The following is a 25,110-nucleotide window of genomic DNA, read 5'->3' as shown; positions in this document are numbered from 1 at the left end:
TTGCAGATGAAGTCCGGAGCCGAACCGAACACGGCGCTCCTTCCACGAGGCGCCGCGTTGTTTGACCGCATCGATTATCGGCTCATCGAAACGCCCGAGGACAAGGACAACCTGTATCTGATGCGCTACCGCGCCTATCTGCAGGCCGGTCTGATCGAGCCATCACCTTCGCTGCGCGTCAGCGATCGTTTCGACGAAACGCCCAACACCTGGAATTTCGGGGTCTATGTTGACGGAGAGCTTTGCAGCTCCGTCCGCATCCATCTGCTGACGTCGGAATGGCGGATGTCCTATACCACCGAGGTGTTCGGCGACATCCTGCATCCCCGCCTCGATCGCGGCGAGGTTTTTGTCGATCCGTGCCGGCTCGTTGCAGATCCCGACAAGCACCACCGCTTTCCCGAGCTGCCCTATTTGACCGTCCGCCTCGCCTTTGTCGCGTGCGATCATTTCAACGCCGACACCGGCCTTGCCATGATCCGGACCGATCATCAGGCGTTCTACCGCCGCATCTTCCTGCACGAGACCATTTCGCCGGAGCCGCGGGGCTTTCCGGGCTGGCCCACCAAGAAGGCGGTCCTGATGGCCACCGACGTCCGGCGGCAGCGGGACAAGGTGCTCGCGCGCTTTCCGATCATGCGCTCCAGCGCGTTCGAGCGGCGCATGCTGTTTGAACGCAGCATCCCCCGGCAGGCCGCCACGCGGCCGATTCTGCTCACCACGCCGCGCACCCTGGACGTGGCCTCTCAAGCGCTCGGTTCGGTCTAGGCGGGCGCTCCCCGGTCATTTCGGCCCAAAATTCCAGCAAGTGCCGGCTCTTTTGCCGGCCGACGCGGCTTGCCTTCACCCTCGCGCCACATTTACAACCCATTAACCATGACGTTTGCTTTTCGCTGGTTGGGGGCATTTGACCGGCTGAGGCAAGGTTCCGTCAAGGTTGACGGAACGTTCGCTTAACCAACCCCCTGTAGACCGGACAGCAGTGGACTAACGTGAGCGTGGAGGCTCCGGAATGAGACATCCTATGCGTATCCTCCAGGGATTGAAGCTGGCCGCGGTGCTCGCCGTCGCGCTGTCGATGGGCGCCTGCGCCAACAAGAATGCCGCGACGGATGCGATGGCCAATGCGGCGACGCCCGGCAGCCAGCAGGACTTCGTCGTCAACGTCGGCGACCGCGTGTTCTTCGAAAGCGACCAGACCGATCTGACCCCGCAGGCGATCGTGACCCTGGAGAAGCAGGCGCAGTGGCTGCAGACCTATCCGCGCTACTCCTTCACCATCGAAGGTCATGCCGACGAGCGCGGCACCCGCGAATACAACATCGCGCTCGGCGCCCGCCGTGCCCAGTCGGTCCGTTCGTTCCTCGCCTCGCGCGGCATCGACCCGAACCGCATGCGCACGATCTCCTACGGCAAGGAACGGCCGGTCGCCGTCTGTAACGACATCTCCTGCTGGTCGCAGAACCGCCGCGCCGTCACTGTCCTGAACGCCAGCTCCTGACGCTCGGTCAGGTCCCCGGTGGTCAGTCAGGCCCCGTTCAGCTTTGCAATTGGATGATGCCGGCGCCCTCTCGGGCGCCGGTTTCGTTTCAGCATTCTGTGACTGAAAACCCCTTGGTATCAGTCACATTTTTGGCGTACTCCACTTCAATGTGTGGCGCGTCGAGGGTTCCGTCGCAGGCCATTTCGCTTTCGTCGTCAGGGCAAGATGTCATCCAGATTTAAGGCTTTTACCGGTACCGCGGCGACCGCCGCGCTGCTCTCTTTGTGCTCGCCCGCGCTTGCGCAATCGGTCTACGGGCAGTCGGATGATGTCGACCCGGAGATGCGGATCGAGCGGCTGGAGAACCGGCTGCGCCAGCTCACCGGCCAGAACGAGGAGCTGCAATATCGCAACCGCCAGCTCGAAGAGCGCCTGCGGGCGCTCGAGGGCGGCGCGCAAGGGGCGCCCGGGCAGGCACCCAACGTCGCGGCGATGCCGCCCGCGCAGATCGCACCCAGCCAGATTGCACCGGGGCAGGTCGCGCCCGGATATCGCCAGCCGCCGCAACAGCAGGCCGCGCAGCCGAGCCAAGCCGCGCAGCCGAGCCAAGCCGCGCAGCCGAGCTACGAGCAGCCGCAGATCGCAGCGCCCGCGCCGATCGTTCAGGAGCAGCCGGCGCCCGGCGCTCCCGGCACGCGCCGCCGCGGCGATGCCTTCGACCCCAACCAGAACCCGAATGCACCCGGCGCGCCGCGCGCACTCGGCGGCGGGCAGCAGCCGATGCCGGCGGTCACGCCTGGCGGCGGCCGCAATGCGGGCGAGCCGCTCGATCTCGCCAACACCAGCCCGCGCTACCAACAAGGTGTGCCGCCGGCCGCGCAGCCCGGCTATCCGCCGGCACAATCGGGTTATCCCGCACCGGCCGGTGGCGCTGCTTTGGCCACCCTGCCGCCGTCGGCGACGCCCCGCGACGAGTTCGACCTCGGCATCGGCTACATGCAGCGCAAGGACTACGCGCTGGCCGAGCAGACCATGAAGAACTTCACGCAGAAATTTCCGAGCGACCCGCTGGTCGGCGACGCGCAATACTGGCTCGGCGAGAGCTATTTCCAGCGCCAGCAATATCGCGATTCCGCCGAAGCGTTCCTCGCCGTCACCACCAAATACGAGAAATCGGCCAAGGCGCCGGATGCGCTGCTGCGGCTCGGCCAGTCGCTCGCCGCGCTGAAGGAGAAGGAGGCCGCCTGCGCCGCCTTCGGCGAGATCGGCCGCAAATATCCGCGCGCCTCCGCCGGCGTCAAAGCCGCCGTCGATCGCGAGCAGAAGCGGGTGAAGTGCTAGAGCATGATCCGGAAAAGTGTGCAGCGGTTTTCCGAAAAGATCATGCTCAAACAAGAGCGGTCGCTGACAAAGCGGATGGCGTTGCGCTAAACATTCGATCCATTCCCGCGGACGATTGCAGCGTCATGTCAGACGACGACGATTCACCGATCTCGGCGCGCGAGGCGAGGCGGCTCTTCGCGGGCCTGAGAGATGCCCCGGCGCTGGTGCTCGCGGTCTCCGGCGGGCCCGACTCGGTTGCCCTGATGTGGCTTGCAGCGCGCTGGCAGCGCAGCCTCGCGCGAGGCCCGCAACTCACGGTCGTCACGATTGATCACGGCCTGCGCCCGGAGGCCGCCCGCGAGGCGCGCGAGGTCAAGCGGCTCGCCTCGGCGCTCGGATTGCCGCACCGGACCCTGCGCTGGCGCGGTGAAAAGCCGAAGACGGGGCTGCCTGCCGCCGCGCGCGAGGCCCGCTATCGCCTGCTCGCACAGGCCGCGCGTGCCGCCGGCGCGAGCCATGTCCTGACGGCCCACACCCGCGACGATCAGGCCGAGACCCTGTTGATGCGCCTGTTCCGCGGCAGCGGACTTGCCGGGCTCTCGGCCATGGCTCCATTCACCGAGCGCGACGGAATCGTGCTGGCGCGCCCGTTGCTCGACGTTCCGAAATCGCAGCTGATCGCGACCTTGCGGCGGGCGAGGATCGGCTTTGCCGAGGATCCCACCAACCGCGACACCGCCTTCACACGGCCGCGGCTGCGCGCGCTGCTGCCGCTCCTCGCGGCCGAGGGCGGCGACGCCAGAAATCTGGCGCGGCTCGCGGCAAGGCTGGCGCGGGCCAATGCGGCGGTCGAGGTGCTCGCCGACGGCGCCGAGCGCTTCCTCCGCCTGCGGGATCGCGGCGATGCGCCGCAGGCGGGCGCCAGGAGCTTCGAGGCCTCGGCCTTTGCCGCCCTGCCGGAGGAGGTGCGGCTGCGGCTCTTGCTGCGGGCCATCAACGCGCTCGGCCATGAAGGACCGGCGGAACTCGGCAAGGTCGAAACCCTGATGTCGGTGCTTGATCGGGCGATCGCCGGCCCCCGTGCAGCCGCAAATGGCCGGCCGGTTCTGAAGCAGACCCTCGCGGGAGCCTTGATCAGCCTTGCCGGCGGGCGTATCCAGATCGCGCCGGCGCCGGCCCGGCGGCGCAAGGGCAGATGAGCGCGACGAGAGCGGATCATGACACCGGTCAATTCGCGTCCGTGCCGTCAGGCCACCTTAACCAGGCAGGAAAAACCCGGGTTCGGACGCCATGATTTCAGCGGGAATCGCGCTAAGATGGGATAAATAGTCCCATCTCGTTCCCTTGGCAGCGACCGGGGCGGCACCTAAATTGTATCCGTCTAACGATGAGGATTCCTTGGGATTTCCTCGCATTGACCAAATCAACTGCCCAAGGATCACGGCCGCGATCCGCGCGACCACGAAGGAAGATCGATGAACGCCAATCTGCGCAATTTCGCCCTCTGGGTCATCATTGTCTTGCTGCTGTTGGCGTTGTTCACGCTCTTCCAGAATCCGGGTCAGCGGGCCTCCTCGCAGGACATCGCCTTCTCGCAGCTGCTGAGCGAAGTTGACCGCGGCAATGTGCGCGACGTCGTGATCCAGGGGCCGGACATCCACGGCACCTTCACCAACGGCTCCAGCTTCCAGACTTACGCGCCGAACGACCCGACGCTGGTGAAGCGCCTCTATGACAGCAAGGTGCAGATCACCGCGAAGCCGCCCGGCGACAACGTGCCGTGGTTCGTCTCGCTCTTGGTCTCCTGGCTGCCCTTCATCGCGCTGATCGGCGTCTGGATCTTCTTGTCGCGGCAGATGCAGGGCGGCGCCGGCAAGGCGATGGGCTTCGGCAAGTCGCGTGCGAAGATGCTGACGGAGGCCCATGGCCGCGTCACCTTCGAGGACGTCGCCGGCGTCGACGAGGCCAAGCAGGACCTGCAGGAGATCGTCGAGTTCCTGCGCGACCCCGGCAAATTCCAGCGCCTCGGCGGCCGCATTCCGCGCGGCGTGCTGCTGGTCGGTCCTCCCGGCACCGGTAAGACCCTGATCGCGCGTGCGGTCGCGGGCGAAGCCAACGTGCCGTTCTTCACCATCTCCGGTTCCGACTTCGTCGAGATGTTCGTCGGCGTCGGCGCGAGCCGCGTCCGCGACATGTTCGAGCAGGCCAAGAAGAATGCGCCCTGCATCATCTTCATCGACGAAATCGATGCCGTCGGTCGTCACCGTGGCGCCGGTCTCGGCGGCGGCAATGACGAGCGCGAGCAGACGCTGAACCAGCTGCTGGTCGAGATGGACGGCTTCGAGGCCAACGAGGGCGTGATCCTGATCGCCGCCACCAACCGTCCCGACGTGCTCGATCCCGCGCTGCTGCGTCCGGGCCGCTTCGACCGTCAGGTCGTGGTGCCGAACCCCGACGTCGTCGGCCGCGAGCAGATCCTGAAGGTGCATGTTCGCAAGGTTCCGCTGGCGCCCGATATCAATCTCAAGACCATCGCGCGCGGCACCCCGGGCTTCTCCGGCGCCGACCTGATGAACCTCGTCAACGAGGCCGCTTTGACCGCCGCCCGCCGCAACAAGCGGATGGTGACGCAGGCCGAGTTCGAGGAGGCCAAGGACAAGGTGATGATGGGCGCCGAGCGCAAGTCGCTCGTCATGACCGAGGAAGAGAAGTTGCTCACGGCCTACCACGAGGGCGGCCACGCCATCGTCGGCCTCAACGTGCCCGCGACCGATCCGATCCACAAGGCGACCATCATCCCGCGCGGCCGTGCGCTCGGCATGGTCATGCAGCTGCCCGAGCGCGACAAGCTGTCGATGTCGCTGGAGCAGATGACCTCGCGCCTCGCCATCATGATGGGCGGCCGCGTCGCCGAAGAGCTGATCTTCGGCCGCGAGAAGGTGACCTCGGGCGCGGCGTCCGACATCGAGCAGGCCACGCGCCTGGCCCGCATGATGGTGACGCGCTGGGGCCTGTCGGAAGAGCTCGGCACCGTCTCCTATGGCGAGAACCAGGACGAGGTCTTCCTCGGCATGTCGGTGTCGCGCACGCAGAACGCCTCCGAAGCCACCGTCCAGAAGATCGATTCCGAGATCAAGCGTCTGGTCGAGGAAGGCTACAAGGAGGCGACGCGCATCCTCACCGAGAAGCGCGCCGATCTCGAGACGCTGGCCAAGGGCCTGCTCGAGTTCGAGACGCTGACCGGCGACGAGATCGTCGACCTGCTCAAGGGCAAGAAGCCGAACCGCGAGTCCGTGCTCGAGCCGACCACACCGCGCGCCTCCGCCGTGCCCCCGGCCGGCAAGCCGCGCCCGCGTCCCGATCCGGATCCCGGCCTCGAGCCGCAGCCGCAGGCGTAATTCCAAGCTGCAGCTGAGAATCGAAAAACGCGGCGGTAACGCCGCGTTTTTTATTGTCCGAGCGCGCCTTCGCGAGCTGGCATTGCGCTGGCCCCTCCCGCAAGGCAGGCGCCGCCGAACCAGAGCGTTCTGTTCCGGCGCCATCGTTCGAGCCTGGGCCGTTTTGCCACAGCCATCCGGCTGAATCGGTTGCGGTGGGTCAAGAAGGAGCATCTCGACAGCGTTAGGCTCCGACTCGTCAAAGGAGGCACACATGGCTTTCAAGGATGTTCTGTTGACCCTGGCGAGCTACCCGGAGCCGACGCCGGTTTCAGTGATCGACGATGCCGTCTCGGTGGCCGCCACCCTGGGGGCGCACCTCGCAGCCATTTCCTGCGAGGTCCATGCGGAGGTGCGCACAAGCCTGCTCGGGGATGTCATCCTGGACATACCCGCGCTTATTGCGCGCGAGGCCGCCAAGAGCCGCGAGAATGCGAAAGCCCTGCTTGCCGCATTCGAAGCCTCCGCCGACAGATCCGGCGTCCGGCATGAGACCATCTTCGAGCAATGTGCAACCGCCAGCGAGGCCGCGCTGCTGGTTGACTATGCAAGGCTTCGCGATCTCACGATCATGGCGGTGCCGGACTGCCATGATCTGGGGTACGCCGAGGAGGTGATCTTCGAATCCGGCAGGCCGACGCTGATCCTGCCCACCGGCCCGCGGTCGCGTCCGTTGCGGCTCGATGCCATCTGCGTGGCTTGGGACTTCAGCCGCACCGCTGCGCGAGCGGTTTCCGACGCACTTCCTTTGCTTGAAAGCGCAAGAAGTGTGCGCGTCGTGACTGTCACCAACGAAAAGCCCCTGGATTCCAGACATTCCGGCCGAGAACTGGCGAAGAACCTGGCTCGTCACGGCATCGAGGTCGTGCTGGATGAGATCGATGCCGAGAGCAAGCCGATCGACGAGGTCCTCACATCTTACGTGCTGTCCCACGGCATCGACGTCCTCGTGATGGGCGCGTACGGAACGCCGAGGTGGCGGGAATTCGTGCTCGGCGGCGCGACCAGGGGCCTGCTGTCCAAGCCGCCGGTGCCGATCCTGTTTTCGCATTGACGCTTGGTGATGCAGGAGGTGGCGCCGCTCGGGTCTACGAAACTGGTCAGATCGCTGACGCTCACGCACGCGGTCCTCTATGGGCTCGGCGTGACGATCGGCGCCGGAATCTACGTCCTGGTGGGCGCGGCCGCTGCCCGGAGCGGAATGCATGCACCTCTGGCGTTCCTCGTTGCCGCGGTCGTGATGGGCGTGACGGCCGGGAGCTTTGCCGAACTGGGCACGCGACTGCCGGTCGCGGCGAGCGAGGCCGCCTATGTCCAGGCCGCGTTTCATCGAAAATGGCTCAGCGGTGCCACAGGGTTGCTCGTGGTGGCTGCAGCGACGATTTCGGGCGCGACCATCACCGTGGGGAGCGCCGGCTATATCAGCGTGTTCCTGCCGCTGCCTGCCAGCTGGATCATCGCCGGCGTCGTGCTCGCGATGGGAGCGATCGCCTGCCTGTCCGCGGTTCAGTCCATCAGCTTCGCCGGCTTGATGACGGTCGTGGAGATCGGAGGATTGGTCCTCATTGTCGGAGCCGGGCTGTTTGAGGGCGACGCCCTGGTCTCCCGGCTGCCCGAACTGTTGGCTCCCCTGAGCGATAAAGCAGCGTGGACCGGGATCGCACAGACGTCGCTGCTCGCCGTGTTTGCGTTCATCGGGTTCGAGCACCTCGTGAACATCTCCGAGGAAATGAAGAATCCGTCCCAAACGCTGCCTTGGGCGCTCTTCATCACCCTCGGCGTGACCGCGCTCCTCTACATGATCGTCGTCTGGGTTGCGGTGGTCGCGGTGCCCCCGGCCGAGCTCGCGCACGCCTCGGCTCCGCTTGCACTTGTCTTTCAGCGGTTGACCGGTCTTCCCCTCTCGGTATTGAGCGTCATCGCGATAGTTGCGACGGTCAACGGGATCATCGTTCACATGCTGATGATCGGACGTGTGCTGTACGGGCTTGCGGACCAAGGCAGCCTTCCGGCCTTTCTGGCCCGTGTGAACGCCAGAAGCGGAGCGCCGGTGGTTGCAACCCTCTTCGGCGTGGGCGCCATCCTGATCCTCGCCCTCGGCATTCCCTTGACCGGATTGGCCGAATGGACCTCACGCCTGACGCTCGGGATCTTCGTCCTGGTCAACCTGGCGCTTCTTCGCATCAAGACGAGAGAATCCAAGCCTCCCGCCGGCGTGTTCTTCGTGCCCATTTGGGTGCCGATCGCAGGACTGTTCACAAGCGCCGCGTTGCTCCTGATCGATCTCGTGCGATAGCGCCCGCGTGGCGTTTCGGCGGAGGACCCGGGCGTTGCGATGGCGGTTCTCTCGCTTCCGCACGCGCGATCGGTGAAACATTAAAGAACACCTTAACAATTAAGGCCTAGCTTGGCCCGCCATGACTGATCAGGTCGTCTCCAGCGCGGTTCAACCGTTTTCGGCGCGTGCAGTGCTCCCTTGGGCTGTGGGGCTCGCCGTCTACGCTGTATTGCTGGCTGTCGGCCCGAAGCTGCTCGGAGATCCCGACAGCTATTCTCACGTCGAGCTCGGGCGCTGGATCATGGCGCATGGGGCCCTGCCGACGAGTGATCCATTTTCGTTTTCGAAGCATGGCGCGCCCTGGATCACGTTCGAATGGCTGTCGGAAGTCATCTATGCCGGAGCCTACGTCCTGTCCGGCTGGTCCGGCGTCGTCGTCGTCGCGGCCGCGGCGATCGCACTCGCCTTTGGTCTGCTCACATACTTCCTGCTGCGCGAGCTGTCGCCGACCCAGACGCTGATCATGGTGATCGCGGCCGTCATCCTGACGGCGCCGCACATGTTGGCGCGGCCACACGTGCTCGTGATGCCCATCATGGTGATCTGGGCGGCTGCCCTGGTGCGTTGCATGGATCATGGCAGGCCGCCACCATACTGGGCCCTGCCGCTGCTGGTCGTGTGGGGCAATCTGCACGGCAGCGGAGTGCTGGCGCTTGGCTTGATTGGACCCGTGGTGCTCGAGGCGCTGCTGCGCGAGGAGCGAAGCCAATGGCCACGCGTGCTGCTGCGCTGGGTGCCATTCACACTGCTTGCCGTCGCCGCATCCTGCCTGACGCCGCATGGGCCGGAACCGCTGCTGATGCCGATCACGACACTCGGCCTCGGTCCCGCGCTCGCCTGGATCGCGGAATGGCGGCCGCAGGATTTCAGCCGCATCGGCGGCTTCGAGCTGCTGTTGCTGGGGGGCATCTTCGCGCTCTCGCGCGGCGTCACGCTGCCGGTCGTGCGGACCCTCGTGGTGATCGGCTTGCTCCATTTCGCGCTGGCGCAGATGCGCAATGCGGATCTGCTGGCCATGCTGGCACCGCTCTACCTCGCGGCCCCGCTGGCCCGGAGGTTCGGCGGGCCGAGCGGGAACGAGACCGACCGCTCCTCGCGTGGCTTGAACCTGGCGGCATTCGGCATCTTGGCCGCGATGAGTGGATTGGCGCTGGCGCGCGACATCCGGCCGGCTCCCCTCATCACCCCCGAGGCGGCGGTCGCCCGTGCCGACCTCGCCAAGGCGGGGCCGCTGCTCAACGATTATTCCTTCGGCGGCTATTTGGTCTTTGCCGGCATTCCAACCTTCATCGACGGCCGCGCGGAACTGTTCGGCGGACCGTTCATCGACCGCTACAATCGCGCCCTGGCGCTGATTGACCTCGGAGATTTTCTCAAGCTGCTCGACGACTACAAGATCCGCGCGACGCTGCTCGCACCGAATACGCCCGCCACAGCGATGCTTGACCGGTTGCCGCACTGGCAGCGCGTGTACAGCGACGATGTGGCGGTCGTCCACAAGCGCCGGGAGATGCAGTAAAGCCCGCTCGGCAGCAGCATCGAAGACGAGGTGTTGGCCTCACGTCCGAGATGATTGCGGCGGATCACTCGGTGATTGCGTGCTTGGCGGGTACGGTCGCCGCCTCGTTGCGATCGAAGCCGGCTCGCTTCTGGACCACGTACAGTGGACGGCGCTTTACTTCGGCATGGATGCGGCCGACGTAAAGGCCCACGATCCCCGTCATCAGCATGTTCATTCCACACAACAGCGAGAGGAGGACGATGGTCGAGGACCAGCCGGTCACGAGATGAGCGTCGTTGCTCAGCCACATCACGACGACCCAGCCGCCGTAGAGCAGTGCGAATGCCGAGACGGTCAATCCGCACCAGATCGCCAGGCGCAAGGGCAGATCAGAAAAGCCGAGCGCGGCGTTCACCGCTAGGCGGATCATCTTGAACAGGGGGTACTTGGTCTCGCCCGCGGCGCGCTCGAGACGATGGAAGGTGACCTCGGCCTGGCGGAAGCCGAGCCAGGCGATCATGCCGCGTACGAAGCGATCCTGCTCCGGCATCTGCCTGAGCGCGTCCAGCACCTTGCGATCGATCAGGCGGAAGTCACCGACGTCGGCGGGGATGCCGACGGAGGACATCTTGCCGAGCAGCCGGTAGAACAGGTGTGCGGTCGCGCGCTTGAATCGGCTCTCTCCCTCGCGCGACAGGCGGCGGGCGTGGACGACGTCGTTGCCTTCCTGCCATTTTGCGATCAATTGCTCGATCACTTCGGGCGGATCCTGCAGATCGGCGTCCATGACGATGATCGCGTCGCCCTGCGCGGCGTCCATGCCGGCGGTGATGGCGACTTGATGGCCGAAATTCCGCGACAGGCCGATATAGCGAAAGCGGGCGTCGCGCACAGCGAGTGCCTGCAGCACGATCGAGCTGGAATCGCTGCTGCCGTCGTCGACGAAAATCGCCTCTGCCGGCCCGTCGAGCCGGGACAGCAGGAAGTCGAGCCGGCGTAACAATATCGGCAGTACGGCTTCCTCGTTGAAGACGGGAATGACGAGGCTGTAGCGGATCGGTCCGGAATTGGCCGCCATGCGAAGGAGTCCAGCTGGGTTGCAGGGACGGAAGTCTACGGGCAGGTGGTTAAGGTCGCCTTTCTCAGGACTTGCGGCGAATCCTGTAGAGCACGAACCGATCCGAGGTCTCCAATAGTTCCAGCAGATCCGGCAGCGGGTTTGCGGCCCGCGGTCCCAGCACATAGAGGTAGTCGAAATCCCGGTACCAGGTGCGGACAAAGCGCGGCGAGTCCGCCGGCGGGTGGCCCGCTGCTATCGCGGTGAGCAGGCCTGAGGACACCAGTCCGCCATCCGGAGTGGCAAGATGGCGCACGGCCTCGACGGCCCGAACAGGCTGCTTGCCCGCCTCCGTGAAGAGATTGGGCACGAACGCATTGGCATAGTGCACCGCCAGCGTTGGCGCATAATACATCGGATACGCGGTGAGATCGGCGAAGGGCGGGTCGCCAGCTTCGTCCGCATTGCTGACGAGGACGCGCGAGCCACGTTCGACCTTGCGGAACGACTCGATAATGGCCGCGTAGTCAGTGCGGTAGGGCAGCCATACCGTGAAGACAACGGCGAGATTGATCAGCGTGATGCCGCTGATCGCAGCGAGTGCAGCCATTCGCCAAGCCCGGCTTGGCAGCGACAGCGAGCAGAACGCCGGCAGGATCAGCGCCGCAGCAGGAAACACGCGGAGGTCGGCAAACGAGGTCCCGAACAGCCTCGAGGGAATGGCCACGTACAGGAGCGCAAGACCGAGCGCGATCCAGATCCCGGCCGGCTCGAGTCTGAGCAAGCCGCGCCTTGCGGCGAACAGCAACGCGGTCATGAGGGTCAGCCCCGTCACCGCCGCGGCCGTCAGATTGTAACCGTTCATGATGCGGAGCGGCCAGACCGGCTTGAATGCGAGGAACCAGTCATTGCCTTGGCTTCCGATCGCGCCTGCCGTGACATGCATGATCGCAAGCAGCGCAAGCGCCGGTAGGGCTAGCGCGCCAAGCCGCGCGGCCGCGACGGGATAAGCGACCCGCCCTTGGCGGATGCGCGACAGCTCGAAAAGGCCGAGCGTTGCGCCATAGATGCCGAGCGAAAAGAAATGCGCCACATAGAGCGCGGCGACGAAGATCAGATTGGCCATGAAGCGCAGCGGCCAGGGGCCTTCGGCCAGCATCAGATAGACGGCGATGCCCCAGAGCGCGAGGCCGAGCCCGAACTCGAAGTTCACGAAACCCCAGCTGAACGGCAGGCAATAGAGGAAAGCGAGCGCGGCGAAACCGGCGAGATGGATGCGTCCCTTCCGGACCCATTCGAGCAGAAGCGCACCGGTGACGATCAGGCATTGGCTCAGCAACAGAAACAGCCGCGTCGCGTTCTCGACGCTCATCAGCCGCGCCAGCTGCGGGACCAGCAGGTCCATTCCGAGGTTGGGATAGAAGGCCCACCTCACCTCGTAATACGGATTTGCACCCGCGGTGCCGTTCTGGCTCAGAACAGACATGCGGGCGAGGTGATTGGGATAATCGACCATCGCCGGAATGGGCGTCAGCAGCACCGGAACAAACGAGACCACAGCCAGCATCGCAAGCACGATCATCGCCACGGCTCGGTCCGGGGCGGAACGCGCCGGATCTGTCAGGATCGGCTTGCTGGAAGGAACCATCTGATGAAGTCGCTGAGGCCGAAGACGCGCGCTGGAGTGGGTCGTCACTTCGAAGGCGCCGCGGTCGCGCCATCTGCGGCGTCGCGCACGTGGATCACGGCGATGTCGTCCGCATAGATCCGCTTCCAGCCCTTGAGCTGGTCGAGGATCTGCGGGCCCGGCGCATCCGCGCCCAGCAATGTCGCATCGATCTTGTGCTCGTCGAGCAGGCGCGGCAACAGCTCGGGCTTCTTGCCCTCGGTCGCCTTGAAGAAGTCCATGATGAATTTCTCGCCGTAGAGCTCGGCGCGGCCGTCGACGAAAACAGGGATATTGCGCGAGATCAGATAGCCGCCGAACTGGTAGGCGTTGAAGACGCGCTGCACCTTGCGTTGCTCGAGCAGGTCGACCGCCGCAACCGGCGTCTGCGTCGTCGTGAAGGTGAAGCGGTGGTGCCCCAGATAGAGCGAGGTCGAGGTCCAGCTTGCCGCCACGATCATCAGCGCGCCGAGCGCCGTGACATAGCGGCCCGGCCAGCTGTCGGCACCGGCGGGCTCAAGCGCCGGCTGCGGGAACATCTCGCCGAGCGGCTTTGCCAGCACCAGCGGCACCAGGAATGCAAATGCGTCGATGCTCCTGACGTGGCTCAGCGCGCTCCAGGTCAGGAACAGGATCAGGAAGATCCGGGGTGCCGACAGCACCAGGCCGCGATAATAACCGAATGCGATCAGGGCGAGCAGGGCGCCTTCGAACGGGGTGAACGTGGCGAAGTTCGCCGGCATCCATTCGACGATCAGCGTCAGCAATTCGCCGAGGCTGAGGATGTTGGTCGCGCCCTGCAGCGTTCGCCAGCCGTACGGCGTGCAGCAGCTCGCGATCAGCGCCCCGATTCCGAACAGCACCCAGCGCATGAACAGGGCGAGCCGCCGTCCCTTCTCGGCATGCTCGACCGCTTCGAGCGAGATCGGGCCGATCAGCGCGAGCCCGAGCACGAAGCCGCCGTGCAGGTTCGCCCACAGCGCCATCAGCGGCAGCCAGGTCCAGGACGGCGCGCTCCGGCGGCTCGCAGCCGCCATCAGCAAGCCGACCCACGCCACCATCACCGGCAGCGCCAGAATATGCGGCCGCGCCAGGACGTGATGGATCGACAGCAGCAGCGCCAGCATCGCGAACAGCACCGCGCGCGGGGCTCCGATATGCGCCTCGAGCAGATACACGAGGATCGCGAGTGCGAGCGCGATGGCGGCCGCGGTGAGGATGACGGGGCCTGCCCAGCCCCATTGTGCATGCGAGAAGGAGAACGCGACCTGCGACAGCCAGGACGTCGAGATCCACGGCGCGCCCGTCCGCGTGAAGGAATAGAAATCGATCATGGGCATGGCGCGGTGATCGAGGATCCATTGCCCGATCTTGATCTGCCAGAACGAGTCGGAATCCTGAAGCAGCGTATCGCCCAGGAACAGGAAGAACAGATAGGCGCCGGCGCCGACGCACAACGGCACCAGGGCACGCGCGCGGCCCTGCACCGCGATGCTGTTGGCGAAAGAAAGGGACATGCCGTCTCGTCGTCCTGGTTGTTCTTGCCGGCCCGAGCGGGCGGCATTGGACCACGCCGGTCATAACTTCGGGTAAACCGGCCGCGCCAGGCCGGCGTCAGATGCTTACAATTTAACGGATTGTTTCGAACTTGGATTTACCATGGGCCGATACACGCAATCCGCTCGGTGTTTACGCAGCCGAATTAACTGCGGTGCAATTCTTTGCCTCTACGTTCCGTTGCCATGGTCGGGCGGCGCTGGGAAGCCGAAGAGACCAGATCAGTTGTAGCCTCGTGTACTCATTTGGAGCACTCTATGAAGAACCTCGTTGCGCGTTTCATGAAGGATGAATCCGGCGCCACCGCCATTGAATACGGCCTGATCGCTGCCGGCATCGCGCTGGCGATCATCACCGTCGTCAACAACCTCGGCACCACGCTGAACACGAAGTTCAGCTCGATCTCGACCAGCCTCAAGTAAGGCCGGACGACCAGCGGAATAGCGAGGAGCCCCGTCATCGACGGGGCTCTTTTGCTTTGCCCGGGAATTCGGCGCGGGGCGTTGGACGATCGGGCTTAAGCCTCCTTCAAGTCACTCGGGTGTATGGCTTGGACGCATCCGCCTCACATGATCGCGTAAGGAAGCCGCATGGCCGAAGCCTCCTCCGTTCCGCCTGCAATCGGCCGTCACGGTGCGGTCCCAGCGATCCTCGTCAACATCTCCTTCGTGCTGGCGATCGTCACGCTGGCGTATTTTCCGACGGCCTATCTCGCCCATCTCTGGATCTTTGACGCCGACGGGCGCGGCATCCCCACGGACTTCGTCAACGTCTGGGCGGCCGGAAGACTGGCGCTCGAGGGGCACCCCGCGCAGGCCTGGGATTGGGACATTCAGAAGCAGGTCGAGCTTGCGCTGCTCAAGCAGGATTTCGTCGGCCATTTCGCCTGGCACTATCCGCCGCCCTTCCTGTTCGTCGCGTCCTTCCTCGCGCAATTTCCCTATGCGATCGCCTTCATCGGCTGGGCCGCCTTCAGCATGGTGCCTTATCTCGCCGTGATGCGCGCGATCATCGGACGCAATGCGGGCCTTGTGATTGCGGTTGGATTTCCGGCAGCCTTCCTCAACATCCTGGTCGGGCAGAACGGTTTCCTCACGGCCTCGCTGATCGGCGGCATGCTCTATCTGCTGCCGACGCGGCCGGTGCTGGCCGGCATCTGTCTCGGCCTTCTCAGCTACAAGCCGCAATACGGTCTCTTGTTTCCGCTGGTTCTCTTCGCCGCCGCCGAATGGACCGTGCTGTTCACCGCCGCGATCGTCACCGTCGCGATCGCCGCGATGTCCTGGCTCGCCTTCGGCACCGAAAGCTGGCAGGCGTTCTTCCACTGGATTCCGATGTTCTCCCAGGCCTTCCTGACCGAAGGCAGGGCGCCCTGGTTCAAGATGCAGAGCATCTTCGCGCTGGTGCGCTATGTCGGCGGCACCGAGCAGCTCGCATGGATATTCCAGTGGGTGTTGACCGCTTCTGTGGCCGTGGCGCTGGTCGTGGTGTGGCGGAGCCGGCTGCCCTACGCCCTCAAGGCAGCGATGCTCGCCACGGCGACGCTGCTCACGACGCCCTATCTTTTCATGTACGATCTGGTCGTGCTGGGCATCGCGGTGGCGTTCCTCATCCGCGCCGGGCTCGATGAAGGTTTCGCACGCCACGAGGTGATGGCGCTGGCGCTCGTCTTCGCGCTGCTTGCGAGCTTCCTGTTTCTCGGGCAACCGGTCGGCTTCCCGGCGATCCTGATCGTGTTCGGGCTGATCCTCGGACGCTGCGCAGCCTGGCGGAGTGCCGAGGCCGCATCGGCGCAGCTCGCTCTCACGCGAACGAGCTGAGGAGTTCAGTCATGCTCGGTCTCCGGGTGAGACGTTGGGGCGTGAGGCGTTCGCCGTCAGCGCAATGATGGAGGCTGCACCATCTATTAGGCGGCGGAACAATTGATATTCCTCAACTGCTGCGATGGGCCCGTTCCGGATACCGCGTTATCGCTTCCTTTCCCGCTCGGCGATAATTCGAGCCATCGAGGAAAACTCCTCCTCATGTGCAGCAACGGCCTGCTCAACGGTGGCGAACCATCGACTGCGTTTCTTCGGCTCCACTTCGATAAAGAGCTCGATGAATTGGCGGTCGAGCTCGCGACGGGCGTCGACCGTCACCGGCAAGGCATAGAAGTCGGCGCTTTGGACGCAGAAAAGGTGCGACGCAACATCCTCAAAGCATCTGAAGTGAACTGCTCTTTTGGCGTCAATTCGTTTCCAGATGGAGAGTTCTCGATACATCCGCGTCCACCGACTAGCTCATAATCTTCGCGCAATAGGTTTTCCGTCCTGCTGCTTAGATGCAGCGTATAGCACGAAGCGGAAAGTTCGCTTAGGTCAAAGGCGCCGGTTTGGCGAGCGCCAACAGCCAAGGCTCCCCTTTTTCGCCTGCGAGGTTCCCGTGCGAACCGTTGACGTCTCGCCCGCAATTGAACGGGCACTCGATGTCTTCATCGAACTCGATGGCGTCGCGCAACAGGAAATGTCGCCACTCAAGCTAACGCTGGCGACGTCACTGACGAGGCTTGCTTTGATCTATCATTGGACAACCGCCACAGCAGACGAGCGGCGAACAAGGGGAGGATCAGTAGAGCAATCGGTATTTGCGCGAAGCCGAATGGAAACATCAGAATAGGCAACATCCACAACGCAAGCGAAAGAATTTGATCGGCGAATGCTTCGTTTCCGCGCTGACGCAGAAGCGCGACAATCCATCCGAATACGACCATGTCGTAGTTCATGATCCAGGGTGAAAACAAGAAGGTGGCGGTAACGAAGAGCGCTAGTGAGAGGACCGGATCGCGCTTGCGCCAGAACGTCCAAACCACCGCACCGACGGCGCATACCGACGCCGCTCCTTGCACTACCCAGGCCAAATCAGCCGGAAGACCCGCAAGGCGGGCGTTGATCAAGGCTGAGGCAACGATCGGCCAGCCCATGATACCTGCCACGTCGAGCAGTTCGTGCTGTTGCGGCAAAACTTTATGCCAATATGCGATCCAGATTTCTGGCCCAAACCATGCTGCAGTCGCGGCGACAAGCGACACCGTCATGACGACGGCTGAACCAATGACTCGCCAGTGCCCTCCCAGCACCAGCACGATCGGAAGCAGGAGTCCGAGTTGCGGCTTGATAGTCAGCATACCAAACAAAATTCCAGCGAGTATCGGCCGCCGCTCGAGGTTTGCCAGACCGCCGATCAAGAGCGCAGCGGTCAAGAAGCCATTTTGGCCGAGGAATACGTTAACCGTGACGGCAGGTGCGACGGCCAGAAACACCCAGTATTTTCGTTCGACACCACATGATGTTGCCGCCCAAACGTACAGGGCAAGCCCGGTGACGCACCACACAATGTACGACGGCAGAAAACCGAGCAAACCAAAGGGCCAAATGAAGAACAGAAGATGCGGCGGATACGACCAATACAGAGGTGCCAAATCGGGAATGCCGGTCACCTTCGCTATCGCAGCCATGTAGGCGCTGGAATCAAACCAATCCGCAGGGCCGCCGGAAAAAGCCGATCGGCCGCCTATCCAAGTGTTCAGAAAATCTCGACCAACCGGAAAGCCGCCTGGGTCAAGTACGAACGATGGGAACGACTGGGCTGCTGCCAGTTGGAAGTCAAATATGACAACCGCCAGCAGAATGGCCGCAGCGACCACGGTGAGGGACGCGTAGATCCTTACTGATGCTGGATTGTCTGTGCCGAGCTTGCCATGACTCATTGTACGCTCAAAGGGTAAGGCCTCTGTTCGAGAGGCGCGATGGTTCTCAAGTTTGAGTTCCGCGCGGACGGCGACTAATGCGCAGTCCGCGCGATCAGCGGGCAACTTTCGATCACCGTGCCGGGGCGGGCGCCCTCAATGGTGACGCAGGGCCGGGAGCGATCGATGGTGAGCTCGTAGCGATCCAGCAGCGCGCTGCGGTCCGGATCGCCGCGCATGTGCAATTCGCGGACGCCGCCGGGCAGCGGCGTCTTCAGCCCGGCGCGAATGCGCTGGTCGAAGATGCCGCCGGGGACGATCGGCACGGCGATATCGGCGAGCAGGTAGAAGCGCGATTGGGAGGGCAGCTGCGGCGCGATATAGGCCAGCGGCTTGCCGAGGATGAAATAGGTCGCGGGCTGATCGAGCTCGTGGGCGATCTTCGGCCGGTAGACGTCGGACCAGGGGCGGTGCCACCAGTCCGCCGGCTGCGACCACGCTGCGATCGCGACTGCGAGCGTCAACGTCAACACGGCGAGCGGACGAGGGGACGCCGTCAGCGATGACGGTCCGGTGCTCGCAGCGAGGCGCGTGAGCAGGAGAACGATCAGCGGGCCGCACAGGAGCTCCAGAACCACCGCATAGCGCTGGATCGAGAACAAGCCGAGCCATGCGAGGTAAGAGGCCGCAAACAGCACCACCAGCTGCACGTCACCCCGGGTGAGGATCGCGCGCTTGCGCCTCGCGCGGACCCACAGGCCGAGCACGAGCAGGACCGTCACCACCGCGAAGCGCGCGTCGCGGAACGGATGCTCCGCGCCTCGGTGGTCGCCGATCAGCCAGTAGAAGGGGTAGGCCAGTGCGTCGAGCACGCCATGAGGCATGAACTGCGCGTCCATCAGGTTGACGCCGGCCACCTCGCTCGACTGGAACAGTGCATTGAACAGCGGGAAGATGGGATTGCCGGTGTCGCGCCACGTGATCAGGCACCATCCGCCGCCGGTGAGCGCCGCGCCGGCCATTCCGCCGATGCCAAGAAGCGTGATCGCCCGCAGCGGACGCGCGGAGACGAGCAGCGCCGCGGCAGCGCCGATCGCGTAGACGACATTGGTCAGCTTCAGCCCGACGGCGGCACCGATCAGCAATCCCGCGAGCAGGACACAGATCGCGGGTCGGCGATCCGCCGCCAGAACCAGCAGACAGCCGCCGATCACGGGCAAGGCCAGCAGCACGTCGGAAAAGCTCGTGCCGACTTCCGAGAGCGTCATCGGACCCGAGGCAGCGATGACGACCACTGCTGCGACCGACGCGATGGTTGCGGCCTGGCGCAGCACCAGACGTGCGAACAGGCAGATCAGCGCGAGGTTGAGGCCGTGAACGGCGCCGATGATCATCAGACCGTAGGGCGCCGGCAGCACATGGCGGAGATAGTAGACCGGAAAATAGACGAGCGGATTGAAGTAGGTCTGAAAGCCCGGCGGGACCACATCGACGCCATAGCGGCCGCTGAGAACGGCCCAGACATTGTATTCGTGGTAGTTCTGCCAATCCCAGTTGACGTCTTCGCCCATCGCCAGGGTGTAGAGCGCGCCCGCCAGCATCGCGCAGACGACAACGGCGATGGCTGCAAGCGCATTGCCGCGCTGCTTCGCCCCCCACGATCGCCGCGGCCTGTCGGCCGCGGGCAGGGACATGACCTCTTGCAGATCGGAGGAAATGGCCGCGCGTTCCAGCATCAAGGCGCCATCGGCGCCGGGAACATCACGAGCAGAGCCGGGCCGCTGAACCGCAGAAAGCCCGCTCGTGAAATGCATTGCCGAATTCCAATTTACAACCGTAGGACTACGGGTAGCCAGTTAAGGTTGCATGAATCTTTGCGAGAATTTTCTGATTTGACACCTAGAGATTGTGGATGTCGGAAACGGGAACGAGGGCGGAGTGCGTTGCAGAACGAAGCCCACGCGCCCGCCGACGCAGCTTGACGCCTCCGTCCGCCCACCATGACGACCCACGCATTTGCATCTTGTCATTCACCCTGAATAGTTGTTCAGTCCTTGCGGGGCGATTTGCATCTATTGCGTGAGAAGCGTTCGGCCGCAGGGCGTGCGGCCGGCGTGTGGGACAGGAAGCGCGCCATGGTTTATCGGCGGACGCATCAAGTGGTGAAGCGCCTTGCGGCGCGGCGCAGCGCCATACTGGCGGCGGCGCGGGAGGCGGCGGCGGAAGGCGGGATGGCGGCGGTGCAGATCGCGCCGGTCGCGGTCCGGGCCAATGTCGCGGCCGGCACCGTCTACCGCTATTTCCCCTCCAAGGCCGAGCTGATCTCCGAGCTCATTGCCGAGGTCTCCCGCGACGAGCTCGCGGCGATCCGAAGAGCGGCAGATGCCGCGCCGGGGCCGTCCTCGGCGCTGGCGGCCGCCGTGACCACGGTGGCGGTGCATACGCTGTCGCAGCGCAGGCTGGCCTGGGGCATCCTGGCCGAGCCGGTCGATGTCGATGTCAGCGCCTCGCGCCTTGCCAGCCGGCGCGAGATCGCCGGCGAGATCGCCTCGCGGATCGACGCCGCCGTGCGTGCCGGCCATCTGCCGGCGCAGGACACCGCGCTCGCCGCCACCGCCTTGCTCGGAGCGCTGCATGAGGCCCTGGTCGGCCCGCTCGCGCCCGACAATCTCGATGATCCCGTCAAGATGCGCGATGCGGTGCAGACCGTGACCCTGCTGGCGCTGCGCGCCGTCGGCGTCATGGACGCTCGTGCCCGCGGCCTCGTGGTGCAGCAGACGCTGCTGCCGACGACCAAGGCACTGGTCGGCGCCTGAGCCGACCCGCCACCGGGATCGCCCGGGCCCGCTGTTATCCTGCTACATCAGCATTTTCCCGGCCGGACTGATCAACCCCGGTGGGACGCTTCAGAAGAATGAGCCCGGCGGTCACAATGAGGACGGCTCCGGCGATCGTGGAGCCTTGCGGGATATCCTTGAAGACAAGATAGCCGATGGCTGTGGACCCCAGCAGTTCGAGATAGACCAGCGGCGACAGGGTGGACGCTTCGGCGAAGCGAAATGCCGCGATGGACAGGACATGACTGACAGCAGAGAGCGCACCCAAAGCCAGAAAGAACAGGACAGCGTCCCAAGCCGGTGTGGTCCAGGTCAAGATGGCTTGTGGCGTCAGGAGCACCATGCCGACGACACACTGGAAGGCGAGCGTCTTGACGGGATCGCTGACCAGAGAAGCCTGCCGCGTTGCGATCAGATAGAGCGCGAACGTTAGCCCGGCGCCGAGCGCCAGCAGGATGCCGGGCTCGATGTCGCCGTCCGGGCGCAGAATGACGATGGCGCCGGTGAAGCCCAGCGCCAGGCTCGCGATCTTTCGTTGCGTCAAACGCTCCTTCAGGACCATGGCGGCGAGCGCGACCGCGATGACCGGCCCCACGAAATAGGCGCTGACGGCTGTAGCCAGCGGAACGGTCGCGATGGACAGGAAGTAAAGTGTCATCCCGGTGACGAGGAACACCGTCCGCAGCATATGGGAGGGGCGCCGTTCGGCGGGAAAGATCTCTCCTTTGTACCTGATCGCGGCCACCGGAAGGACGACGGCGCTTGCCACGGCGTAGCGCGCCCAGGCGATGAAGAGCGGCGAATAGTCGGCGCTCAGATATTTGGCGATCCCATCGACCAGCGGGATCGAAAGCATCGCGGCCGCCATGAGCACGATGCCCAGCGTCGGGCGGGCGCGGGCTTCGGATTCTACGGTGGTGGCCATATAACCGGTTCCTAGCGATAGCGGCCTGGTGCAGCAGACGCTGCTGCCTGCGAACACGGCGCTGGTCGGGACCTGAAGAAATCGCGCCGCGAGCCAAAAGGCGACCTGATCGCGCTCAGGCCATTGCCCGAGCGTGTCTTTTCGCAAAACCCCGGCAAGGTCCGGCCGAGCGGCCGGCTACTGTGCATGGGGTTGTTTTTCGACTTTTTGTTTGGCCGCCCCCGGCGGGCCTCACATGTTGGCGTCGCCCTCGGGGCCGACCGAGGCGATGCGCACCATGTTGGTGGTGCCGGGGATGCCGAGCGGCACGCCGGCGACGATGATGACGCGCTGGCCGGCGCGGACGAAACCGTCGCGGAAGGCGATCTGGCCGGCGCGGCTCACCATGTCGTCCTGGTCGCGCGCGTCCTCCGCCACCACGCAATGCACGCCCCAGGCGACCGCGAGCCGGCGGCCGGCGGTGATGTTCGGCGTGATCGCCACGATCGGCGGCTTCGGCCGCTCGCGCGCCACGCGCACGGCGGTCGAGCCCGATGAGGTCCAGCAGATCAAGGCCGGCAGGTCGAGCGTCTCGGCGATCTGCCGCGCGGCGTCGGCGATGGCATCGCCCGCGGTGGATTCCGGCGCCGGACGTTGGGCCATGATCACCGAACGGTAGGTCGGATCGCGCTCGACCTCCTCGCCGATGCGGTTCATGGTCGAGACCGCCTCGACCGGGAATTTGCCGGCCGCCGATTCCGCCGACAGCATGATGGCGTCGGCGCCCTCATAGACCGCGGTGGCGACGTCGGAGACTTCGGCGCGGGTCGGCACCGGCGACTGGATCATCGATTCCAGCATCTGGGTCGCGATCACCACCGGCTTGCCGGCGCGGCGCGCCATCCGCGTCATCTGCTTCTGCAGGCTCGGCACCCGCTCCAGCGGCAGCTCGACGCCGAGGTCGCCGCGCGCCACCATCAGCGCATCGGAAGCCTCGATGATGTCGGCGAGGCGGTCGATCGCCTGCGGCTTCTCGATCTTGGCCATCACGGCGGCCCGGCCGCGGATCATCTTCTTGGCCTCGATGACGTCGTCGGCGCGCTGCACGAAGGACAGCGCGATCCAGTCGACGCCGGTGACGAGCGCGGCCTCGAGGTCAGCGCGGTCCTTGGGCGTCATCGCCGAGACCGGCAGGTCGGTGTCGGGCAGGCTGACGCCCTTGCGGTCGCTCATCTTGCCGCCGACCACGACACGCGTCACCGCATGCTCCTTCGAGGTCTCCTCCGCGATCAGCCGCACCTTGCCGTCGTCGAGCAGCAGCGCATGGCCGGGCCTGAGCGCCGCCAGGATCTCCGGATGCGGGAGCTGGACGCGCGTGGCATCGCCGGGCGTCTTGTCGGAATCCAGCGTGAAGGTCTGCCCGTTCTGGAGCTGGATCGCCCCTTCGGCAAAGGCGCCCAGTCTCAGCTTCGGGCCCTGCAGGTCGACCAGGATGCCGATCGGCCGGCCGTAGCTGCTCTCGACGTTGCGGATCGTCGCCACCAGCTCCCGCATCTTGTCATGCGGGGTGTGGCTCATGTTGATGCGGAACAGGTCGGCGCCGGCCTCGAACAGGCGACGGATCATCGCGAGGTCTGAAGAGGCTGGTCCCAGGGTCGCGAGAATCTTGATACGGCGAAGGCGCCTCATGGCTTATTTCCAGACGGGGGTGGCAGGCCGGGCGAGCCCGGGGGCGTAGCACCGGGCGGGCTATTGGGCAAACCCGGAACGCCGCCCGGGCCCACCGGGCCGGGCAGGCCAGGCACGCGCTGCTGCGCCGGCTGTTCGTTGGCGTCGGTCAGCTGCACCGTCCAGGCGCGCTGCTCGCCGGTGTCGACCTCGAAATAGCCGGTGCGGTCATAGCCGCGGGCCAGGCAATCCTCGGTGCCGCGGATGGTGAACTCCTTGTCGCGGGAGCACATGAAGGCTTGGCCCGACCATTCGCCGCCGCGGTCGTAGTCGATGGCGTAGATGTAGTAGTACCGGGCGACCAGCGTGCCGCGCAGCAGCGTCTCGCAGGAACGGGACGAGATGTTCCACCAGCCCTCGGTGGTCCAGCCCTCGGCGTCCTTGTAGCCGAGCGCGATCCCGACCCGGCTCGACGTGTTGTTGCAGAGGCGGAAATCGGCGGAGGCCGGGCCGGCGTAGAGGCACGCCAGGGCGACCACCAGCACCGGGACCAACCGGGCGAGCAGGTAAAGCGGGGAGTGGGGAGATTCGGCAGTCATTGTCGCGGAAGCTATACCAGATCATTGACGATTTGGCGTTGGGCCGGGGGCAGCCGGGCAGTGGCCCCTTTGCGCCGCGATATGGCAAAATCTGTGACAAGACCCACCTGATCCCGTAACCCTGCCCCGGAACGGACCTTGAGGAAAGACAGCCATGGCAATCGACGACAAAACCAGAACGGAGCTCGAGGCGGCCGCTTTTCGGCGCCTGGTCGAGCATCTGCGGAGCCGCACCGACGTCCAGAACATCGACCTGATGAATCTGGCCGGCTTCTGCCGCAATTGCCTGTCCAACTGGCTCAAGGACGCCGCGGACGCCCAGGGCGTCGCCTTGAGCAAGGACGAGAGCCGGGAAGCCGTCTACGGCATGCCCTATGAGACCTGGAAGGCGAAGCACCAGGGCACGGCCACGCCCGAGCAGCTCGAGGCGATGAAGAAGGTCCATCCCCACGGGCATTGAACGGCCCATCGCCGAGCCCTGAGTCGCACCACACAACAGCTTTCTGTGTGTCGGCGCAGGAAGGTGTGGGCGCGCTGTGGACGAGCGTGATGCTTGCTTGAACGCTGGGAGCGCCGACCCTAAGGGTCTACCCAGCACGCGCGGTGAGGGATGCCGGCGTCACCTCGTTTTGCCAGTTCCATTGGGAGTACCAAGATGGCCACCTCCGCCGCCGTCCGCGACGACGAGCCCGCGACGAAATTCGCCAAGGACCAGCTCAAATCCATCATCGAGCGCATCGAGCGGCTGGAGGAAGAGAAGAAGGCGATCTCCGACGACATCCGCGACGTCTATGCCGAAAGCAAGGGCAACGGCTACGACGTCAAGGCGCTGCGCACCATCGTGCGCCTGCGCAAGCAGGACCCCAACGAGCGCGCCGAGGCAGAGACCATCCTCGAGACCTACATGCAGGCGCTGGGGATGCTCTGAGGCGCCCCGCCCGGTCGGCGTTGCAGCGCACCAAGCTTGGGCAAAATCTCGGCATCTGCTAGGTTGCTCGGTGAAGGGACCGAGC

The 25,110-nt window shown here is 64.9% G+C and carries 22 protein-coding genes; 13 read left to right on the top strand and 9 right to left on the bottom strand.

What is annotated here, in order from left to right; translation table 11 throughout:
• Nucleotides 1-6: 6 nt before the first annotated feature.
• From I6F31_RS06815 to I6F31_RS06780, 8 genes are all read left to right on the top strand, one after another.
• Nucleotides 7-768, top strand: a complete 762-nt coding sequence (locus tag I6F31_RS06815) for a hypothetical protein (RefSeq protein ID WP_035998571.1) — start codon at nt 7-9, stop codon at nt 766-768.
• Between the two features lie 244 nt (nt 769-1,012).
• On the top strand, nt 1,013-1,501 hold the full coding sequence (gene pal / locus I6F31_RS06810) for a peptidoglycan-associated lipoprotein Pal (RefSeq protein ID WP_035998574.1): 489 nt from the start codon (nt 1,013-1,015) through the stop codon (nt 1,499-1,501).
• Between the two features lie 207 nt (nt 1,502-1,708).
• Entirely contained in the window at nt 1,709-2,824 is a 1,116-nt protein-coding gene (gene ybgF / locus I6F31_RS06805) for a tol-pal system protein YbgF (protein WP_225185180.1), read from the top strand.
• A gap of 125 nt (nt 2,825-2,949) precedes the next feature.
• Nucleotides 2,950-4,005 (top strand): tRNA lysidine(34) synthetase TilS, encoded by a 1,056-nt coding sequence (gene tilS / locus I6F31_RS06800; RefSeq protein WP_225185179.1) that lies wholly within the window; start codon nt 2,950-2,952, stop codon nt 4,003-4,005.
• Nucleotides 4,006-4,281: 276 nt separating this feature from the next.
• On the top strand, nt 4,282-6,204 hold the full coding sequence (gene ftsH, locus I6F31_RS06795; protein WP_035998585.1) for an ATP-dependent zinc metalloprotease FtsH: 1,923 nt from the start codon (nt 4,282-4,284) through the stop codon (nt 6,202-6,204).
• 253 nt (nt 6,205-6,457) lie between these two features.
• Nucleotides 6,458-7,297 carry a universal stress protein gene (locus I6F31_RS06790; RefSeq protein ID WP_225185178.1) on the top strand — a complete coding sequence of 280 codons (840 nt, stop codon included), beginning with the start codon at nt 6,458-6,460 and terminating at the stop codon, nt 7,295-7,297.
• A gap of 9 nt (nt 7,298-7,306) precedes the next feature.
• Nucleotides 7,307-8,539, top strand: a complete 1,233-nt coding sequence (locus I6F31_RS06785; RefSeq protein ID WP_225151209.1) for an APC family permease — start codon at nt 7,307-7,309, stop codon at nt 8,537-8,539.
• A gap of 121 nt (nt 8,540-8,660) precedes the next feature.
• On the top strand, nt 8,661-10,100 hold the full coding sequence (locus I6F31_RS06780; RefSeq protein WP_225146445.1) for a hypothetical protein: 1,440 nt from the start codon (nt 8,661-8,663) through the stop codon (nt 10,098-10,100).
• 64 nt (nt 10,101-10,164) lie between these two features.
• Here I6F31_RS06780 and I6F31_RS06775 read toward each other — a convergent pair whose 3' ends face one another.
• The 3 genes from I6F31_RS06775 to I6F31_RS06765 all read right to left on the bottom strand — a co-directional run bounded on the left by I6F31_RS06775 (nt 10,165) and on the right by I6F31_RS06765 (nt 14,322).
• A complete protein-coding gene (locus I6F31_RS06775) occupies nt 10,165-11,160 on the bottom strand; it encodes a glycosyltransferase family 2 protein (RefSeq protein WP_035998595.1) in 996 nt (331 codons plus the stop codon).
• A 64-nt stretch (nt 11,161-11,224) separates the two neighbouring features.
• A complete protein-coding gene (locus I6F31_RS06770; protein ID WP_035998596.1) occupies nt 11,225-12,787 on the bottom strand; it encodes a hypothetical protein in 1,563 nt (520 codons plus the stop codon).
• A 44-nt stretch (nt 12,788-12,831) separates the two neighbouring features.
• The gene (locus I6F31_RS06765; RefSeq protein ID WP_225185177.1) at nt 12,832-14,322 is read right to left on the bottom strand and encodes a hypothetical protein; all 1,491 of its coding nucleotides are present in this window, start codon (nt 14,320-14,322) and stop codon (nt 12,832-12,834) included.
• A gap of 297 nt (nt 14,323-14,619) precedes the next feature.
• On the opposite strand from I6F31_RS06765, the gene I6F31_RS06760 reads away from it, so the two are divergent.
• Together I6F31_RS06760 and I6F31_RS06755 are read left to right on the top strand one after the other, a co-directional pair.
• Nucleotides 14,620-14,784, top strand: a complete 165-nt coding sequence (locus I6F31_RS06760) for a Flp family type IVb pilin (RefSeq protein ID WP_035998610.1) — start codon at nt 14,620-14,622, stop codon at nt 14,782-14,784.
• A gap of 168 nt (nt 14,785-14,952) precedes the next feature.
• Nucleotides 14,953-16,182, top strand: coding sequence for a glycosyltransferase family 87 protein (locus I6F31_RS06755; RefSeq protein WP_035998612.1), 1,230 nt, complete (start codon nt 14,953-14,955; stop codon nt 16,180-16,182).
• 147 nt (nt 16,183-16,329) lie between these two features.
• Here the strand turns inward: I6F31_RS06755 and I6F31_RS06750 are convergent, their stop codons facing one another.
• From I6F31_RS06750 to I6F31_RS06740, 3 genes are all read right to left on the bottom strand, one after another.
• Nucleotides 16,330-16,626: a hypothetical protein gene (locus I6F31_RS06750; RefSeq protein WP_035998615.1), complete on the bottom strand. Its 297-nt coding sequence runs from the start codon at nt 16,624-16,626 to the stop codon at nt 16,330-16,332.
• A gap of 251 nt (nt 16,627-16,877) precedes the next feature.
• Nucleotides 16,878-18,110, bottom strand: a complete 1,233-nt coding sequence (locus tag I6F31_RS06745; protein WP_051056817.1) for a glycosyltransferase family 87 protein — start codon at nt 18,108-18,110, stop codon at nt 16,878-16,880.
• A gap of 74 nt (nt 18,111-18,184) precedes the next feature.
• The gene (locus I6F31_RS06740; RefSeq protein WP_157783955.1) at nt 18,185-19,783 is read right to left on the bottom strand and encodes a glycosyltransferase 87 family protein; all 1,599 of its coding nucleotides are present in this window, start codon (nt 19,781-19,783) and stop codon (nt 18,185-18,187) included.
• Between the two features lie 441 nt (nt 19,784-20,224).
• Here I6F31_RS06740 and I6F31_RS06735 point away from each other — a divergent pair, with 441 nt between their 5' ends.
• A complete protein-coding gene (locus tag I6F31_RS06735) occupies nt 20,225-20,905 on the top strand; it encodes a TetR/AcrR family transcriptional regulator (protein WP_057028549.1) in 681 nt (226 codons plus the stop codon).
• 34 nt (nt 20,906-20,939) lie between these two features.
• On the opposite strand, the gene I6F31_RS06730 is transcribed toward I6F31_RS06735, so the two are convergent.
• The 3 genes from I6F31_RS06730 to I6F31_RS06720 all read right to left on the bottom strand — a co-directional run bounded on the left by I6F31_RS06730 (nt 20,940) and on the right by I6F31_RS06720 (nt 24,097).
• Nucleotides 20,940-21,851 carry an EamA family transporter gene (locus I6F31_RS06730; protein WP_225185176.1) on the bottom strand — a complete coding sequence of 304 codons (912 nt, stop codon included), beginning with the start codon at nt 21,849-21,851 and terminating at the stop codon, nt 20,940-20,942.
• Nucleotides 21,852-22,082: 231 nt separating this feature from the next.
• Nucleotides 22,083-23,519, bottom strand: coding sequence for a pyruvate kinase (pyk, locus tag I6F31_RS06725; RefSeq protein ID WP_035998645.1), 1,437 nt, complete (start codon nt 23,517-23,519; stop codon nt 22,083-22,085).
• Nucleotides 23,516-24,097, bottom strand: coding sequence for a DUF1036 domain-containing protein (locus I6F31_RS06720; RefSeq protein ID WP_225136421.1), 582 nt, complete (start codon nt 24,095-24,097; stop codon nt 23,516-23,518). Before I6F31_RS06720 ends, pyk begins: the two co-directional genes overlap by 4 nt.
• 154 nt (nt 24,098-24,251) lie before the next feature.
• On the opposite strand from I6F31_RS06720, the gene I6F31_RS06715 reads away from it, so the two are divergent.
• Nucleotides 24,252-24,557 (top strand): DUF1244 domain-containing protein, encoded by a 306-nt coding sequence (locus I6F31_RS06715; RefSeq protein ID WP_035998652.1) that lies wholly within the window; start codon nt 24,252-24,254, stop codon nt 24,555-24,557.
• A 195-nt stretch (nt 24,558-24,752) separates the two neighbouring features.
• The gene (locus I6F31_RS06710) at nt 24,753-25,025 is read left to right on the top strand and encodes a DUF2312 domain-containing protein (protein WP_018641571.1); all 273 of its coding nucleotides are present in this window, start codon (nt 24,753-24,755) and stop codon (nt 25,023-25,025) included.
• Nucleotides 25,026-25,110: the final 85 nt, after the last annotated feature.

It is taken from the genome of Bradyrhizobium sp. NBAIM01 (genome assembly GCF_020194115.1).
Taxonomy (GTDB): domain Bacteria; phylum Pseudomonadota; class Alphaproteobacteria; order Rhizobiales; family Xanthobacteraceae; genus Bradyrhizobium; species Bradyrhizobium yuanmingense.
The sequence above is the reverse complement of the archived record's forward strand: the minus strand, read 5'-3'. Positions and strand labels throughout refer to the sequence as shown.